This window comes from Candidatus Benthicola sp., from assembly GCF_058719085.1.
In genome coordinates this window covers 121,933-135,783 of record NZ_JBZQEK010000058.1, presented here as the reverse complement: position 1 = coordinate 135,783, position 13,851 = coordinate 121,933, and the positions used below count along the sequence as shown (strand labels likewise).

16 protein-coding genes and 1 rRNA gene are annotated in these 13,851 nt (G+C 66.4%); 3 read left to right on the top strand and 14 right to left on the bottom strand.

The genetic code is table 11. The features are described from left to right. The 12 genes from AC36XV_RS04715 to AC36XV_RS04660 all read right to left on the bottom strand — a co-directional run. Positions 1-472, bottom strand: a 23S ribosomal RNA gene (locus AC36XV_RS04715); the annotation flags it as partial. A gap of 163 nt (positions 473-635) precedes the next feature. After that, positions 636-1,253: a hypothetical protein gene (locus AC36XV_RS04710; protein ID WP_492202522.1), complete on the bottom strand. Its 618-nt coding sequence runs from the start codon at positions 1,251-1,253 to the stop codon at positions 636-638. A 52-nt stretch (positions 1,254-1,305) separates the two neighbouring features. Next, positions 1,306-1,608: a F0F1 ATP synthase subunit delta/epsilon gene (locus AC36XV_RS04705; protein WP_492202521.1), complete on the bottom strand. Its 303-nt coding sequence runs from the start codon at positions 1,606-1,608 to the stop codon at positions 1,306-1,308. 12 nt (positions 1,609-1,620) lie between these two features. Then, on the bottom strand, positions 1,621-3,042 hold the full coding sequence (gene atpD, locus AC36XV_RS04700; RefSeq protein ID WP_492202520.1) for a F0F1 ATP synthase subunit beta: 1,422 nt from the start codon (positions 3,040-3,042) through the stop codon (positions 1,621-1,623). 2 nt (positions 3,043-3,044) lie between these two features. Continuing rightward, positions 3,045-3,911 carry an ATP synthase F1 subunit gamma gene (gene atpG, locus AC36XV_RS04695; RefSeq protein WP_492202519.1) on the bottom strand — a complete coding sequence of 289 codons (867 nt, stop codon included), beginning with the start codon at positions 3,909-3,911 and terminating at the stop codon, positions 3,045-3,047. Positions 3,912-3,948: 37 nt separating this feature from the next. Further along, positions 3,949-5,556, bottom strand: coding sequence for a F0F1 ATP synthase subunit alpha (gene atpA / locus AC36XV_RS04690; protein ID WP_492202518.1), 1,608 nt, complete (start codon positions 5,554-5,556; stop codon positions 3,949-3,951). 28 nt (positions 5,557-5,584) lie between these two features. Further along, positions 5,585-6,148, bottom strand: a complete 564-nt coding sequence (gene atpH / locus AC36XV_RS04685; protein WP_492202517.1) for an ATP synthase F1 subunit delta — start codon at positions 6,146-6,148, stop codon at positions 5,585-5,587. Beyond that, complete coding sequence (atpF, locus tag AC36XV_RS04680; protein ID WP_492202516.1) at positions 6,145-6,696, bottom strand: F0F1 ATP synthase subunit B; 552 nt, start codon at positions 6,694-6,696, stop codon at positions 6,145-6,147. Before atpF ends, atpH begins: the two co-directional genes overlap by 4 nt. A gap of 73 nt (positions 6,697-6,769) precedes the next feature. Further along, positions 6,770-7,027: an ATP synthase F0 subunit C gene (locus AC36XV_RS04675; protein ID WP_492202515.1), complete on the bottom strand. Its 258-nt coding sequence runs from the start codon at positions 7,025-7,027 to the stop codon at positions 6,770-6,772. Positions 7,028-7,094: 67 nt separating this feature from the next. Continuing rightward, a complete protein-coding gene (gene atpB / locus AC36XV_RS04670) occupies positions 7,095-8,138 on the bottom strand; it encodes a F0F1 ATP synthase subunit A (protein WP_492202514.1) in 1,044 nt (347 codons plus the stop codon). Positions 8,139-8,156: 18 nt separating this feature from the next. After that, entirely contained in the window at positions 8,157-8,525 is a 369-nt protein-coding gene (locus AC36XV_RS04665; RefSeq protein WP_492202513.1) for a hypothetical protein, read from the bottom strand. Next, positions 8,522-8,797 (bottom strand): AtpZ/AtpI family protein, encoded by a 276-nt coding sequence (locus AC36XV_RS04660; RefSeq protein ID WP_492202512.1) that lies wholly within the window; start codon positions 8,795-8,797, stop codon positions 8,522-8,524. The genes AC36XV_RS04665 and AC36XV_RS04660 overlap by 4 nt, the downstream gene beginning before the upstream one ends. A 156-nt stretch (positions 8,798-8,953) precedes the next feature. Between AC36XV_RS04660 and AC36XV_RS04655 the strand changes: the two genes are divergently transcribed. Continuing rightward, positions 8,954-9,973 carry an AAA family ATPase gene (locus AC36XV_RS04655; protein WP_492202511.1) on the top strand — a complete coding sequence of 340 codons (1,020 nt, stop codon included), beginning with the start codon at positions 8,954-8,956 and terminating at the stop codon, positions 9,971-9,973. 82 nt (positions 9,974-10,055) lie between these two features. After that, positions 10,056-11,351: a hemolysin family protein gene (locus AC36XV_RS04650; RefSeq protein WP_492202510.1), complete on the top strand. Its 1,296-nt coding sequence runs from the start codon at positions 10,056-10,058 to the stop codon at positions 11,349-11,351. Positions 11,352-11,396: 45 nt separating this feature from the next. On the opposite strand, the gene AC36XV_RS04645 is transcribed toward AC36XV_RS04650, so the two are convergent. Then, positions 11,397-12,176 carry a prepilin peptidase gene (locus tag AC36XV_RS04645; RefSeq protein WP_492202509.1) on the bottom strand — a complete coding sequence of 260 codons (780 nt, stop codon included), beginning with the start codon at positions 12,174-12,176 and terminating at the stop codon, positions 11,397-11,399. After that, positions 12,177-12,941, bottom strand: coding sequence for a TrmH family RNA methyltransferase (locus AC36XV_RS04640; RefSeq protein WP_492202508.1), 765 nt, complete (start codon positions 12,939-12,941; stop codon positions 12,177-12,179). Between the two features lie 61 nt (positions 12,942-13,002). Between AC36XV_RS04640 and thiD the strand changes: the two genes are divergently transcribed. Continuing rightward, complete coding sequence (thiD, locus tag AC36XV_RS04635; protein WP_492202507.1) at positions 13,003-13,812, top strand: bifunctional hydroxymethylpyrimidine kinase/phosphomethylpyrimidine kinase; 810 nt, start codon at positions 13,003-13,005, stop codon at positions 13,810-13,812. Positions 13,813-13,851 lie beyond the last annotated feature (39 nt).

The following is a 13,851-nucleotide window of genomic DNA, read 5'->3' as shown; positions in this document are numbered from 1 at the left end:
CTCGTGTCCCGGCTTACTCAGGAACAAAACCCAGACGGTGAATAGACCTTCGCCTACGGGGCTCTCACCTTCTATGGCGGCGCTTTCCAACGCGCTCCGGCTCGATCAAAATCCACCCTCCGAAGGACCTGCAGACCCCTCCGGCTCTGCCCTACTACCCCGCGCGGACAACGGCTGCAGCCTGTCACGCCCACGCAGTTTGGGCTCTTCCCCGTTCGCTCGCCGCTACTCAGGGAATCACAATTGTTTTCTCTTCCTCCGGGTACTTAGATGTTTCAGTTCCCCGGGTTCGCCTCGCAAAGCCTATGTATTCAGCTCCACGATGACCGGGCATCACCCCGGCCGGGTTCCCCCATTCGGACACCCACGGATCAACGCTCGCTTGCAGCTCCCCGTGGCTTTTCGCAGCTTGCCACGTCCTTCCTCGCCGTCCTGTGCCCAGGCATCCACCCCGCGCCCTCTACGCTTGATCCCTCTCACTCACAAAAAAAGCAAAAGAAATCGCCTCACTACGCCCTCTCGGCACTCCTCTACAACCTCTCCACCCCAATTTGTCAAAAAGCAGGCCCGCCCCTTTCGAGGCGGGCCCGATAACATACCCGAGAGGCGTGTCTTCGTCAACGCCCCCGGAGGGGTCAGAACGCGATTCCGAAGCCCAGCGCGTTGCTGTTTCCGAGGGTGAGGCCGAACCGCAGCCGCCACGCCTCCGAGAACTGCATCTCGAGTCCGATGTCGGCGTCGAAATGGAGCTCCGTGTCAGGACCGCTCACCCCGATGTCCAGTGCCAGGCGAGGCGACAGATACGGGGTCAGCGCCCACTTGCCGTCATCGGACAGGAACTGGCGGGCCACCGAAACGCCGAGTGGGATTCTCAGGATACCGAACGACCCCTCCGTGACGTACCCGAAGCCGGCGCCGGTCACCCACGCCACGTCCAGCGGAAACGACTGCGAGACCTCGACGAACTGCTTGTACACGTCGAGGCCGCCGTTCAGCGCCACCCCACCGGACACCGCGTTGATCGAGCCCCGGAGTCCGAGGTTGACGTCTCCCGCCTTCCGGTACGTCACCATGCCGCCGATGTCGTTGATGTCGTTGACCACGATGAAGTACGTCCCGAGGCCGGACTCGTCGTACGGCGTGATGAACTGCGGGTGATCGTAGAACTGAGCGGCGCTCGTCCCCACCTGGGACAGCAGAGCCGCGATGACCACGATGAGGGTACGAGTGGCGTGCACAGTCAGGCGCTTCATGAGACCTCCAGGGGGTTCGTCATGGGAACCGTTCGATCGCGTCGACGGCCAGTCAGATTGCATCCTCCGTGCCAGCATCGTCGGACGTGGGCTCGCCCACCTTCTCCGCCAGGACCGAGACTTCGTTGTCCACAACCTGCAGGAATCCGCCTGAAACCGCTATACGATGGACGCTTGCCCCGTCGCGAACCGTGACTTCTCCCGTCCCGAGGAGCGTCATCATCGGGGCGTGACCGTACAGGATGCCCATCAGGCCATCGTGTGCAGGGACGATCACGCTGTCGCCGCTGCCCTCGAAACCGACTTCGACCGGCGAGATGACGGCCACCTTCAGCTTCCGCTTCGTCTCGTTCATCGGTCCGCCCGCCTAACCCTCGAGCTCTCGCGCCTTGGCCTCGGCCTCCTCGATGTCACCGACCATGTAGAAGGCCTGCTCGGGCAGGTGATCGAACTCGCCCGCCACCACCGCCTCGAACGACTCGATCGTCTTCTCGAGCGGCACGTACTTGCCCGGGAAGCCGGTGAACTGCTCCGCCACGAAGAACGGCTGCGACAGGAAGCGCTGGATGCGCCGCGCTCGGGCGACGATGACCTTGTCCTCCTCGCTCAGCTCATCCATCCCGAGAATGGCGATGATGTCCTGGAGGTCCTTGTATCTCTGGAGGATCTCCTGGACACGCGTCGCGGCGTTGTAGTGGCGCTCTCCGAGAAACTGGGGATCGAGGATGCGGCTGCTGGACTCGAGCGGGTCCACCGCCGGGTAGATCCCGAGCTCCGCGATCTGACGGGAGAGCACCGTCGTCGAGTCGAGGTGCGTGAAGGCGGCCGCCGGAGCCGGGTCGGTGAGGTCATCGGCCGGCACGTAGATCGCCTGAACCGACGTGATCGACCCGGAGCGCGTGGAGGTGATCCGCTCCTGCAGCTCACCCATCTCGCTGGCCAGCGTCGGCTGGTACCCGACGGCGCTCGGCATCCGCCCGAGCAGGGCCGACACCTCGGATCCGGCCTGGCTGAACCGGAAGATGTTGTCGATGAAGAGCAGGACGTCCTGGTTCTCCACATCCCGGAAGTATTCCGCCACGGTCAGACCGGCGAGGCCGACTCGCAGACGGGCCCCGGGAGGCTCGTTCATCTGGCCGTAGATCAGGGCGGTCGAATCGATGACCCCCGATTCGGACATCTCGAGCCACAGGTCGTTGCCCTCGCGGGTCCGCTCCCCGACGCCGCAGAACACCGACTTGCCGCCGTGCTCCTGGGCGATGTTGTTGATCAGCTCCATGATGATCACGGTCTTGCCGACCCCGGCCCCTCCGAACAGGCCGGTCTTTCCGCCCTTCACGTACGGCGCGATCAGGTCGATGACCTTGATGCCGGTCTCGAAGATCTCCGTCTTGGGCTCGAGGTCCACCAGCTTGGGCGCTTCCCGGTGAATCGGCCACCGTTCCTTCGCCTCCACCGGCCCGGCCTCGTCGACCGGCTCGCCGAGGACGTTCAGGATCCGTCCGAGGGGAGCCTCGCCTACCGGGACCGAGATGGCCTGGCCCGTGTCGCGCACCGGCATGCCTCGCCGGACGCCATCCGTGGAGTCCATGGCGACCGCACGAACCTGGTTCCGCCCGATGTGCTGCGCGACCTCGCACACGAGGCGATGCGATTCACCCTCATCGCCGGTCCACTCCAGCTCCACGGCGTTGTAGATCTCGGGCAGGCCCTCGGGATCGAACTCCACGTCGATGACGGGGCCGATGACCTGCACCACTTTGCCGACTGACTGTGTCGCCTCTGCCATGATTATCCCTTCAGCGCCTCGGCCCCGCCGATGATCTCAGCCAGCTGGCTGGTGATCTCCTGCTGCCGGGCACGGTTGAACTGCCGTCGGAGAGTCGTCAGGAACTCGTCCGCGTTGTCGGTCGCGCTCTTCATTGCCGTGCGACGGGCACCCTGCTCAGCCGCCGCGTTCTCCACCAGGGCCCGGTACATCGAGCTCACGAGGTGCAGGGGGAGCAGCCGGGCGAGGATCACCTTCGCCGACGGATCCAGTATGTAATAGGGCTCCCGGCTGGGCCGCTCCGGCGGCACGTACACCGGCAGCAACCTTCGGGTGATCGGCGGCGTGCTCATGACGCTCCGGAACTCGGCGTGCACCACGTAGACGGCATCGAGCTCGCCGTCGACGAACCGCTGGGCCAGCGGCTCGATCAGTCCCCGCGCCTCGGGCGGCTCGGGAGCATCGCCGATGTCCACCCGGGTGCTGGCCATCTCCACGTCCCGGAACCGGAAGTAGCTGATGCCCTTCTTTCCGATCACGTGAAACTCGGTCTGGACGTCGGAATCCTGCAGCTCGGCCAGGAGCTCACGGGCTTTTCGAATCAGGTTGACGTTGAAGGCGCCGCACAGCCCCCGGTTGCTGGTCACGAGCACGACGGCCGCCCGTCGTATGCGATCGGGCTGCCGGAGCACGGGTTCCAGCTCCGCGAGCTCCGGCGTGATGAGGTTCTCCACCACGGCGGTCAGCCGATCCGCGAACGGGCGGGCCTGCCGTACCCGGGTCTGGGCACGACGCAACTTCGACGTCGCCACCATCTCCATGGTGCGCGTGATCTTGCGCGTGCTCTGGACGGAACGCATCCGCCGCCCGATGTCCCTCGCCTTCGCCATCGATCCGTTCGCCGATCTCGTTCGGGTTGCCGGCGGCTCAGACCGCCGCTTCCGCGGCCGGCTCGGCAGCCGACGTGCGGAACAACTTCTTGTGGTCCTCGATCGCCTTCCTCAGCTCCGCGTCCGTGGCGTCGCTGATGGTTTTCTCGCTCCGGATCGCCGCGCCCACCCCCGGGTGGGCGGATCGCATGTACTCCCGGAAGCTGGCCTCCCAGTCACGGATCTCGGAGGCCGTCAGGTCGTCCAGGTATCCCTGGGTCACGGCGAAGATCGCCATGATCTGATCCTCCACCGGCAGCGGCACGTACTGCCCCTGCTTGAGCACCTCGACGGTGCGCTCGCCCCGGGCCAGCTGTCGTTGCGTCGCGGGATCCAGGTCCGATCCGAACTGCGCGAACGCCTCCAGCTCGCGGTACTGGGCGAGGTCCAGGCGCAGGCTTCCGGCCACCTTCTTCATGGCCTTGATCTGGGCCGATCCACCGACTCGCGACACCGAGATCCCCGCGTTCACCGCCGGACGCACTCCGGAGTAGAACAGATCGCTCTCCAGGAAGATCTGCCCGTCGGTGATCGAGATCACGTTGGTCGGGATGTACGCCGAAACGTCGCCGGCCTGCGTTTGAATGATCGGGAGCGCCGTCAGCGATCCACCCGGCTTCTCGATGTCCGGGTGGGCTGCGATGACCTTCGCATCCTCGCTGATCTTCGCGGCCCGCTCCAGCAGGCGGCTGTGCAGGTAGAACACGTCACCGGGAAAGGCCTCGCGTCCCGGCGGGCGGCGGAGAATCAACGAGATCTCCCGGTAGGCATCCGCCTGCTTGGACAGATCGTCGTAGATCACCAGGGTATGGCGCCCTTCCTTGTACATGAAGTACTCGGCGAGGGCGCAACCCGCATAGGGCGCGATGTACTGGAGAGTCGCCGGGTCCGAGGCGTTCGCCGAGACGACGATCGTGTAATCCATGGCGCCTTCCTGCTCCAGGCGATCCACCACGGAGGCCACGGTCGAGGCCTTCTGTCCGATGGCGACGTACACACACACCACGTCGCCGCCCCGCTGATTGATGATCGTGTCGATCGCGATGGCCGTCTTACCCGTTCGTCGGTCTCCGATGATGAGCTCCCGCTGGCCGCGTCCGATCGGAATCATCGAATCGATGGCCTTGATGCCCGTCTGCAGGGGCTCCTTCACCGGCTGCCGGTACACGATGCCGGGAGCCTTGCGGTCCACCTTCATCGCGCCGACGGACTTGATCGAGCCCTTGCCATCGCGCGGCTCTCCGAGCGGGCTCACCACCCGCCCGAGAAAGGCCGGGCCGACCGGCACCTCGAGGACCCGACCCGTTCGACGGACCGAGTCTCCCTCCTTGAGCTGGAGATAGTCTCCCATCACCACGGCGCCGATGTTGTCCTCTTCCAGGTTCAGCGCCAGCGCCGTGATCAGCTCGCCGGTCTCCGAGGACTCGATCTCGAGCATCTCGTTGGCGACGGCCGAGGACAGCCCCCAGATGCGGGCGACCCCGTCCTTCACCTCGAGGACTTCTCCGACTTCCTCGAGCTTGAGATCCTCCTCGAACCGGTCGATCTGCTCGAGAAGCGCCTTCTTCATCTCGCCCGCGCGGAGCGTTGCGTCAGAGGTCGACATACCCAGTTCCGTCCTTGTGTCTATCGGTTCAGCCGGCGGATCCGGCCGATCCCGCTTCTTCGATGAGCGTCCGGCGCATCAGCTGCAGCTGACGTCGCACGGATCCGTCCATGACGCGATCCTTCACACGAACCACCATGCCACCGACCAGCCGCGGATCCCGCCGGAAGTCGGCGATCACTTCGCGACCCAGCAGGCGACCGAGAGCCGCCTCGATCTCGGCTCGAAACGCGGGGTCCGGATCGATGGTCAGGGCCACGGAAGCCCGGATTCGCCCCGTCCTCTCGTTCCACAACTCCACGGCCGCCGTCTCGATCTCCGGCAGAAGCGACTGGCGTCTCTTCTCCATGAGGACGAGGAGGAAGCGGACGAACAGCTCCGGATAGCGGTCCCCGAACACCGAACGGATCACGCGTCGCTTCTCCGGGAGCGGAACCCGCGGCGTTTCCAGGAATGCCCGGAACGAAGACTCAGCCCGGTAGAGCGCCGCCACCTCGCCGATCATCGAGAGCCACGTCTCGGCGTCGTCGGTCCGGCCGGCCAGATCCAGCAGCGTGTCCGCGTAATTGCGGGCCACCGCGATCCTGCTCATTCCATCTCCGAGATGTATTCGCGCACCAGACGCCGGTTCGCATCATCGTCCAGCGACTCGCGCACCAGTTTCTCGGCCGCCCTCAACGACAGATCGACCGCCTCCCGACGAACGGACTCCAGGAGGTCCTCCTTCTCGCGTGCCAGCTCACGGCGGGCTCGCTCGAGCAGTTCCTCGTTCTCCGTCCGGGTCTGGGCGAGGATCTCCTCCCGCAGTCGCTCGCCGGCTTCGCGACCCTGCTGCAGGATTTCCTTCGCCTCGCGGCGAGCCTGATCCAGCTGGCGCTGATGCTCGTCGAGGAGCCTGCGCGCTTCGTCCCGATCCTCGCGGGCCGAATCGATGGCCGCCTGGATCTTCGACTGCCGGGTCTCGAGACCCTTCGCGATGGCGGGAAACGCCTTCCACGAGAGCACCCCGAGGGTGAGCAGAAAGAGCACCCACGTCCAGATCGCGAGCCCGGCGCTGATCGACAGCACGCCTCCCTCCGCCGCCCACAGTGGGGCGGGAGAGAAGAGGAGAAGCGCCACTGGCCCTGCCTTTCGCCACATTCTCATCCGTGTCCTGCTTCTCTTGATCCCACCGCCGTCGCCGGCGTGACGCCCGCGACGCGCGATCGGTGTCTTACTTGATGAAGCCGGCGATCACGAGCGCGAACAGCGCGGCGCCCTCGATCAGGGCGGCGAGAATGATCGAACCGGTCTGGATCTGCGCGGCGGCCTCCGGCTGGCGCGCCATGGCATCCGCCATCTGACCGCCGATGCGACCGATCCCGATTCCGGCACCGATGACCACTCCGGCCGCGCCGATGATGGCCAGGCCGGCACCCACGTCGCCGGTGACCCCGGCCGTGTCCTGTAGCAGAGCGAGCATGTTCAGCATCAAGGTTCTCCTTGAATCTTCCGGTTAACCTGCCAGATCCCGGGGATCCGCGAGTTCGGCCGCCGGCTCAGTGCGCGTGCCGGATCAGCCCGATGAACACCGCGGTCAACGCGGTGAAGATATACGCCTGGAGAAACGCCACGAAGATCTCCAGGAACATCACGAACAGTCCCAGCGCCAGCGAGCCCGTCACGGCCGCCAGGCCGGTGAGCGAAACCTCGCCGTATACGATGATCAGGCCGAGCAGCGAAAGGAGCACGAAGTGCCCGGCCGTCATGTTCGCGAACAGTCGAACCGCCAGAGCGAACGGCTTCGCCAGCTTACCGATGAGCTCCACCGGCGTCATGATGATGAGCATGACGACCTGCATTGGCAGCGGGATGCCCTTCGGCACGTAGAAGATCGTGCCGAGATAGCCCTTCGGCCCGAGGGCCTTGAAACCGGCGACCTCCACGACGATCAGCGAGACGATCGCCATCGCGGCGGTCACGGAGATGTTCCCCGTCGCCGAGGCCCCGTGCGGAATGAGACCGAGGAGGTTCGCGTACAGAATGAAGAAGAACAGCGTCACCACGTACGGCACGAACTTCTCTCCCCCGTGGCCGATGTTGGCCATGGCCACGTCGTCCCGCAGATAGATGTAGAACGACTCGAAGAAGTTCAGTATGCCCCGGGGCGCTTCCCGCTCCGAGTCCGTCCGACGTGCCCCTCGGGCGGCCAGGCCGACCGTGAGGATCGTCAGGAGGCTGGCCAGCAACAGGAAGAACGTGTGCTTGGTGGGCGACAGATCGATCTCCACCCCGCCCACGTGGACCGGGGGAATCCGCAGACGTTCGAAGCTGATCACTATGGGACCGATCTCGAGCGCTCCCGAGTCCACGATGTGATGCATCATGGTCTCGGTGCCCCACTCCTCGGCGTGCTCTCCCTCGCCCGCGTGCTGCTCGACGGATGCGTCGGCCCCGTGGCCCTCGACCGTCGACTGCGACGCCACGCCGGCCTCTTCCGCCTCGACCACCTCGGCAACCGGATGCTCGTCGGCATCCGCCGGATGCTCCTGCGGCGCCCCGAGGGCGAGCCCGATCAGTGCGACTGCCAGTCCCGCGATCATCTCCGATCCATATCGATTCTATGCACGACGGTCTCCGTGACCCGCCGTGGCCACCGCCAGCCAGACCGCCTCCAGGAGGAGGAAGGCCACGAGCGCCAGGCCGTATCCGATCATCAGCGTCCGGGTCGGGAGCCCCGCCAGGAACGCGAGCGTCCAGAGCACCACTCCAGCGCCCAGGCGACCGGCCATCCCGCCGATCCACGGTCCCATCACCGGTCGGCCGGCTTCCAGTCCTCCGGCCAGGATCCAGAACGAGGCAGCCTGAACGAGCCACGCCACACACACCCCCGCGATCAGCGACGAGGCCGGCTGCCCTCCGACGATCGCCGCGGCCGTCCCGATTCCGGCCAGGAACAGGGTGACGGCCAGGTACGCAGTCCGCCTCACTCCGACCGGTCCTGCGTGGTGGCCCCGTCTTCTTTCAGGTCCTCCCCGCGACGGTCCGTCACGAGGTGCCGGTACATGCTGTAGAAGCCCGCCCCGAACCCCGTGAAGGTGCCCAGTATGACGAAAAGCGGTCCCGTTCGGAACCGCTCGTCCAGGATCGACCCGATCCAGGCGAACAGCGCCGTCGCGATCCCGAGCGTGAGCCCATAGCCTCCGAACCTTCCGATCTCGGCCAGGGAATTGCCCGGGCGGTTTCCGTCGTTCAGCGCCACGGCGTCTTCTCGCCTCCCGGTTACGACCGCCGCGACTATATGCGCTTGTGAAAATGTACGCAAGATTTCGCGCTTGACGCCCGGGGAAGGTATCATCTAGCCTCGTGCCGATGGGAACGACGCGGGGGACCCCGGCTCACCGGAGGAAGGCGGAGAATGACTGTCAGCGGGGGGACGGGGTTCGTGGACAGCCCGGGCGACGTGGAGCTGTTGCGGGAGCTCGCCGGAGTGCGCTCGGAACTGGAGAGACAGATCGCCAGGCGCATCGTGGGCCAGAGCGAGATCGTCGAGAAGTTGTTGATCGCTCTCCTGGCAGGCGGACACGCCCTGGTCGTCGGAGTTCCCGGACTCGCCAAGACCACGCTGATCTCCACCCTCGCGGAAACGCTCGAGCTCCGGTTCAGCCGCATCCAGTTCACGCCCGATCTCATGCCATCGGACATCACGGGGACCGAGGTTCTCGAAGAGGATCCTCAGACCGGACGACGCGTCTTTCAGTTCGTGCCCGGCCCGGTCTTCGCGAACGTGATCCTGGCCGACGAGATCAACCGGACGCCTCCCAAGACCCAGGCCGCCCTCCTGCAGGCGATGCAGGAACTGTCCGTCACGGTCGGCAATGACACCTTCGATCTCGAGCCCCCGTTCTTCGTGCTGGCCACGCAGAACCCGATCGAACACGAGGGCACCTACCCGCTGCCCGAAGCGCAGCTCGACCGCTTCATGCTGGAGCTGAGAATCTCCTATCCGTCTTTCGAAGAGGAACGGGAAGTGGCGACGGTCACGACCTCCGAGGTGGAACGGGTCCCCGAACCGGTGATCGACGGCCAGAAGCTGCGCACCTTCCAGGGATTGGTGCGGAGGGTCCCGGTACCGCCTTCGGTGATCGACTACGCCGTTCGGCTGTCCCGGGCGACGCGCCCGAACGACGACGCAGCGCCCGGCTTCGTCCGGGAGATGATCGCGTGGGGAGCGGGCCCCCGTGCCTCCCAGTATCTGGTGCTCGGGTGCAAGGCCCGGGCCGCTCTGGATGGGCGGCCCGCTCCGAATCTCGATGACGTGCGCGCCATCGCGCCGGACGTGCTGCGACACCGTATCGTCCCGGGCTTCGAAGCCGAAGCGGCCGGGCAGGGCGCGGACGAGCTCGTCGCAGACCTGATCCGCTCCGTGAGATCCTGAACGCGATGGACGATCAACCTCCCTCAACGCCAATTCCACGGCGGATGGGCACCTCCGCTGCCCGGTCGAGCGAGGAGCTGCGATGATCGGCCTCGTGGTGGTCCTGGCGATCCTGGTCGCGCTATCGGGCTTCTTCTCCGGGAGCGAGATCGCGTTCTTCTCCATCCCCGTCACGCGCGCGGAGGCACTCGAGGACGAGGGACGGCGGGGCGCCCGGGCGCTCGTGTGGCTCAAGAAGAACTCGGACCGACTGCTGATCACCCTTCTCATAGGGAACAACGTCGTGAACATCGGGGCCGCGTCGGTGGCGACGTACGCGGCCACCGAAGCCTTCGGCTCGGCAGGCGTCGGCATCGCGACGGGCGGCATGACCCTGCTGGTGCTCTTCTTCGGAGAGATCGTGCCGAAGAGTTTCGCGGCGGCCAACTCTGAGACCATCTCGCTGGCGATCGCACCCGTCTTTCTCGGCCTTTCGAAACTGCTCGCGATTCTGGTCGTTCCGCTCGAGGCGCTGACGCGAGCCGTGCTCCCGGACACGGAAGGGGTGATTCCCACGGTGACCGAGGCGGAGATCCGGACCCTGACGGAGATCGGCCACGAGGTGGGCGAGATCGACCCGCATGAGCGGCGGATCATCCAGCAGGCCTTCCGACTCGACACGACCCAGGCATGGGAGATCATGACGCCACGGGTCGGGATCTTCGCTTGGCCGGCCGACACGAAGCTGTACGAGATCGCAGCCGAGCTCCAGACCGTCCCGTTCAGCCGCATACCGGTGTACGGGGAATCTCTGGATGACATCGACGGCATCCTGTACGTACGGGACGCCTACCAGGCCCTGGTCTCGGGACAGCGTGACATCACGCTGGGACGGCTGGCGCGTGAGGCCATGTTCGTGCCCACCAGCGTCGTGTTGAGTCAGTTGCTGGCCGAGTTTCAGACCCGGAGGATCCACGCCGGGATCGTCGTGGACGAGCATGGAGGCACGGACGGGCTCATCACGCTGGAAGACCTCCTCGAAGAGCTCGTCGGCGAGATCGTCGACGAAACGGATGTCCCGACCGAAGCGTTCAAACGGGTCGGCCGCGACACGATCATCGTGGAGGGAGGAGCGGACCTCCGCGAGATCAACCACTTCTTCAACTGCTCGCTCCCGGTACTCGAGCATCGGTCGCTCAACGGCTACCTGCTGCAGGCATTCGGTAAGGTGCCCGATCCCAAGGACTCCGTCGAGGTGGAGGGTCTTCGGATCGAGGTCGTGGCGTCGAGCGACACGCAGGTGACGCGAGCACGGATCACACGCGCCCCGGTGGAATCGGAGCCCGGTGCACCGGATAGCGGCGGGGACGCTCGATCCGATCGGGCCGAGTTCGAGTAGCCGCACCCGGTGCGGCTGCGCCCGGCCTGCCCGGCGCAGGAGCCGTCACACCCTCGCGAAGACCGTGTTCGCGTACCAGTCGATCAGCGCTTCCCCGAACAGGAACGCGATGGCCGCGCCGAGACCGAGGAAGACCCCGAACGGGACTTCCCGTTTCGTCTTGAGGCTCAGGGGGGCGAACACCACCGTCCCCGCGACGGCACCGAGAAAGATCGTCAACATCGCCCCGGCCGGCCCCAGAAAGGCGCCGACCATCGCCATCATCTTGATGTCGCCTCCGCCCATCGCCGGCTTCTTGAAGATCCACTCGCCGAGCAGCCCGACCGCCAGAAGCACGCCGAACCCGAGAGCGGCCCCGAGCAGGGCCGTGAGAATCGATGGCGCCCCGGGAAGCAGCGAAAGGGCCAGACCGGCGCCGAGGCCTCCGAGGCTGAGTGCATCCGGAATCAGGTAGTGGCGGGCGTCGATCAGCGAGATCGCGATCAGCAGACTGAACAGGATGGCCCCCTGAAGAGACTTCCACGTGGGACCGAACAGCAGCGCCATGCCGACCCAGATCGCGGCGGTCACCAGCTCGACCGCAGGGTACTGGATCGAGATACGCTCCCTGCAGTGGCGACACCGACCGCGAAGCACCACCCAGCTCAGGATCGGGACGTTGTCGTACCAGGCGATCGATTCCCCGCACCCCGGGCAGCGGGACCTGGGACGGATCAGGCTCTCGCTCCGGGGGAGCCGGCTCAGGCAGACGTTGAGGAACGATCCGACCGAGGCCCCGAGAAGCCCGGCATAGACGAGGAAGACGATTCGAACGGACAGGGGCATTCAGCCTCCGAACAGGCGATCGAGGAGTATGGCACCCGCCAGGGCAGCGTTGAGAGAGTCGACTTCGCCCCTCATCGGAATCGCCACGACCCGTTCCGCATCGGACCGGACCGCGGGCGACACCCCCCCGGCCTCGTTGCCGAGCGCGAGCGCCACCCTCCCGGGAGGTGGGTCTCCGCGGAGCATGGGCTCGCCGTCCGCGGCCGCCACCCACACAGGCGTGCTCCACCCTCGGAGGCGATCACGGGTCGCTTCCCAGGAGGCCTCCACCACGGGGATGCGAAAGGAAGAGCCCGTCGACGCACGCACCACCTTGGGGTTCCAGGGATCCGCCGTCCCGGGCAGCGCGATGAGGCCTCCCACGCCGAGGGCCTCGGCGGTCCTGATCAGGGTCCCGACGTTTCCGGGATCGGACACGCCGTCCAGCACCAGGAGTCGGGTCGGATCCAGGTCCGACCATGTCCATTCCGGTATGCGGGCCACGGCGAGCCAACCCTGGGGAGTGACGGTGCCGGCAAGCTTGCGCAGTTCCCGGTCGTTCACTCGCTCCAGCGCGATGCCCGCCTCGCGGACGCGGGACTCCAGCCCGCGTCCGGCTGGATCGGCAGACGCATCTCCGGTATATAGCACCAGCGTCAGGGGGCTTCGTTCGCCGAGCAACTCGTCGATGACCCGGGGGCCCTCCACGAGGCACTCGCCGGCAGAACGCCTCTCCTTGCGACGGTGGAGCGCCCGCACGCGACGGCTCTGACGCTGGCTCAGCATGGCTCACCAATGTGAGACGGGCGCCGCCCGGTGGAAAGCGGCGAGAGGGGAGAAGAAGCGTGTGGATCTCGAGATGGCGCCGCTGATTCCGGTGGCCCTCACGATCGCCGGAAGCGACTCGGGTGGCGGGGCCGGCATACAGGCCGACCTGAAGACCTTCGAGGCGTTTGGAGTCTTCGGCACCTCGGCGCTCACCGCGGTCACGGTCCAGAATACGGTGGGAGTGTTCGGTGTCCACGTCGTGCCGCCGGACGTGGTGGCGGCCCAGATCCGGGCCGTGGCGAGCGACCTTCGACCTGCGGCCTGCAAGTCCGGAATGCTCGGCGATGCCCCCACCATACGGGCCGTAGCGGACGCCCTGTCCGAAGCCGACGTCGGTCCCCTCGTCGTCGACCCGGTGATGGTGGCCGCGAGCGGCGATCCGCTTCTCGACCCCGGCGCCGTGGGGTCCCTGAAGAGCATCCTGCTGCCGTTGGCCCGACTGGTGACTCCCAATCTCGACGAGGCCTCGCTCCTGACCGGCTTCCCGGTGAGGACGGAATCGGACATGCGAAGAGCCGCCGAGACTCTGGTCGAGTCCGGGTGCCGCGCCGTGCTCATCAAGGGGGGGCATCTGCCGGGGGACCGGATACTGGACCTCCTGTTCGACGGGGAGCGATTCCGGGAGTGGCGGGCGCGAAGGCTGCCGGTGGCGAACGCCCACGGAACCGGATGCACGCTCTCGTCCGCGATCACGGCAGGCCTCGCCCTCGGCCGCGACCTGACCGAGGCCGTGGATCGGGGTCTGGAATACACGCGGAAGGCGATCGCCGCCGCACCGGGGCTGGGATCCGGAAGCACGCCGCTGAACCACCGGGCCGGGGTCCCCTGAGGCCGCGACCACGGCGAGTTTCGCCCTCGGAGCTCTCGA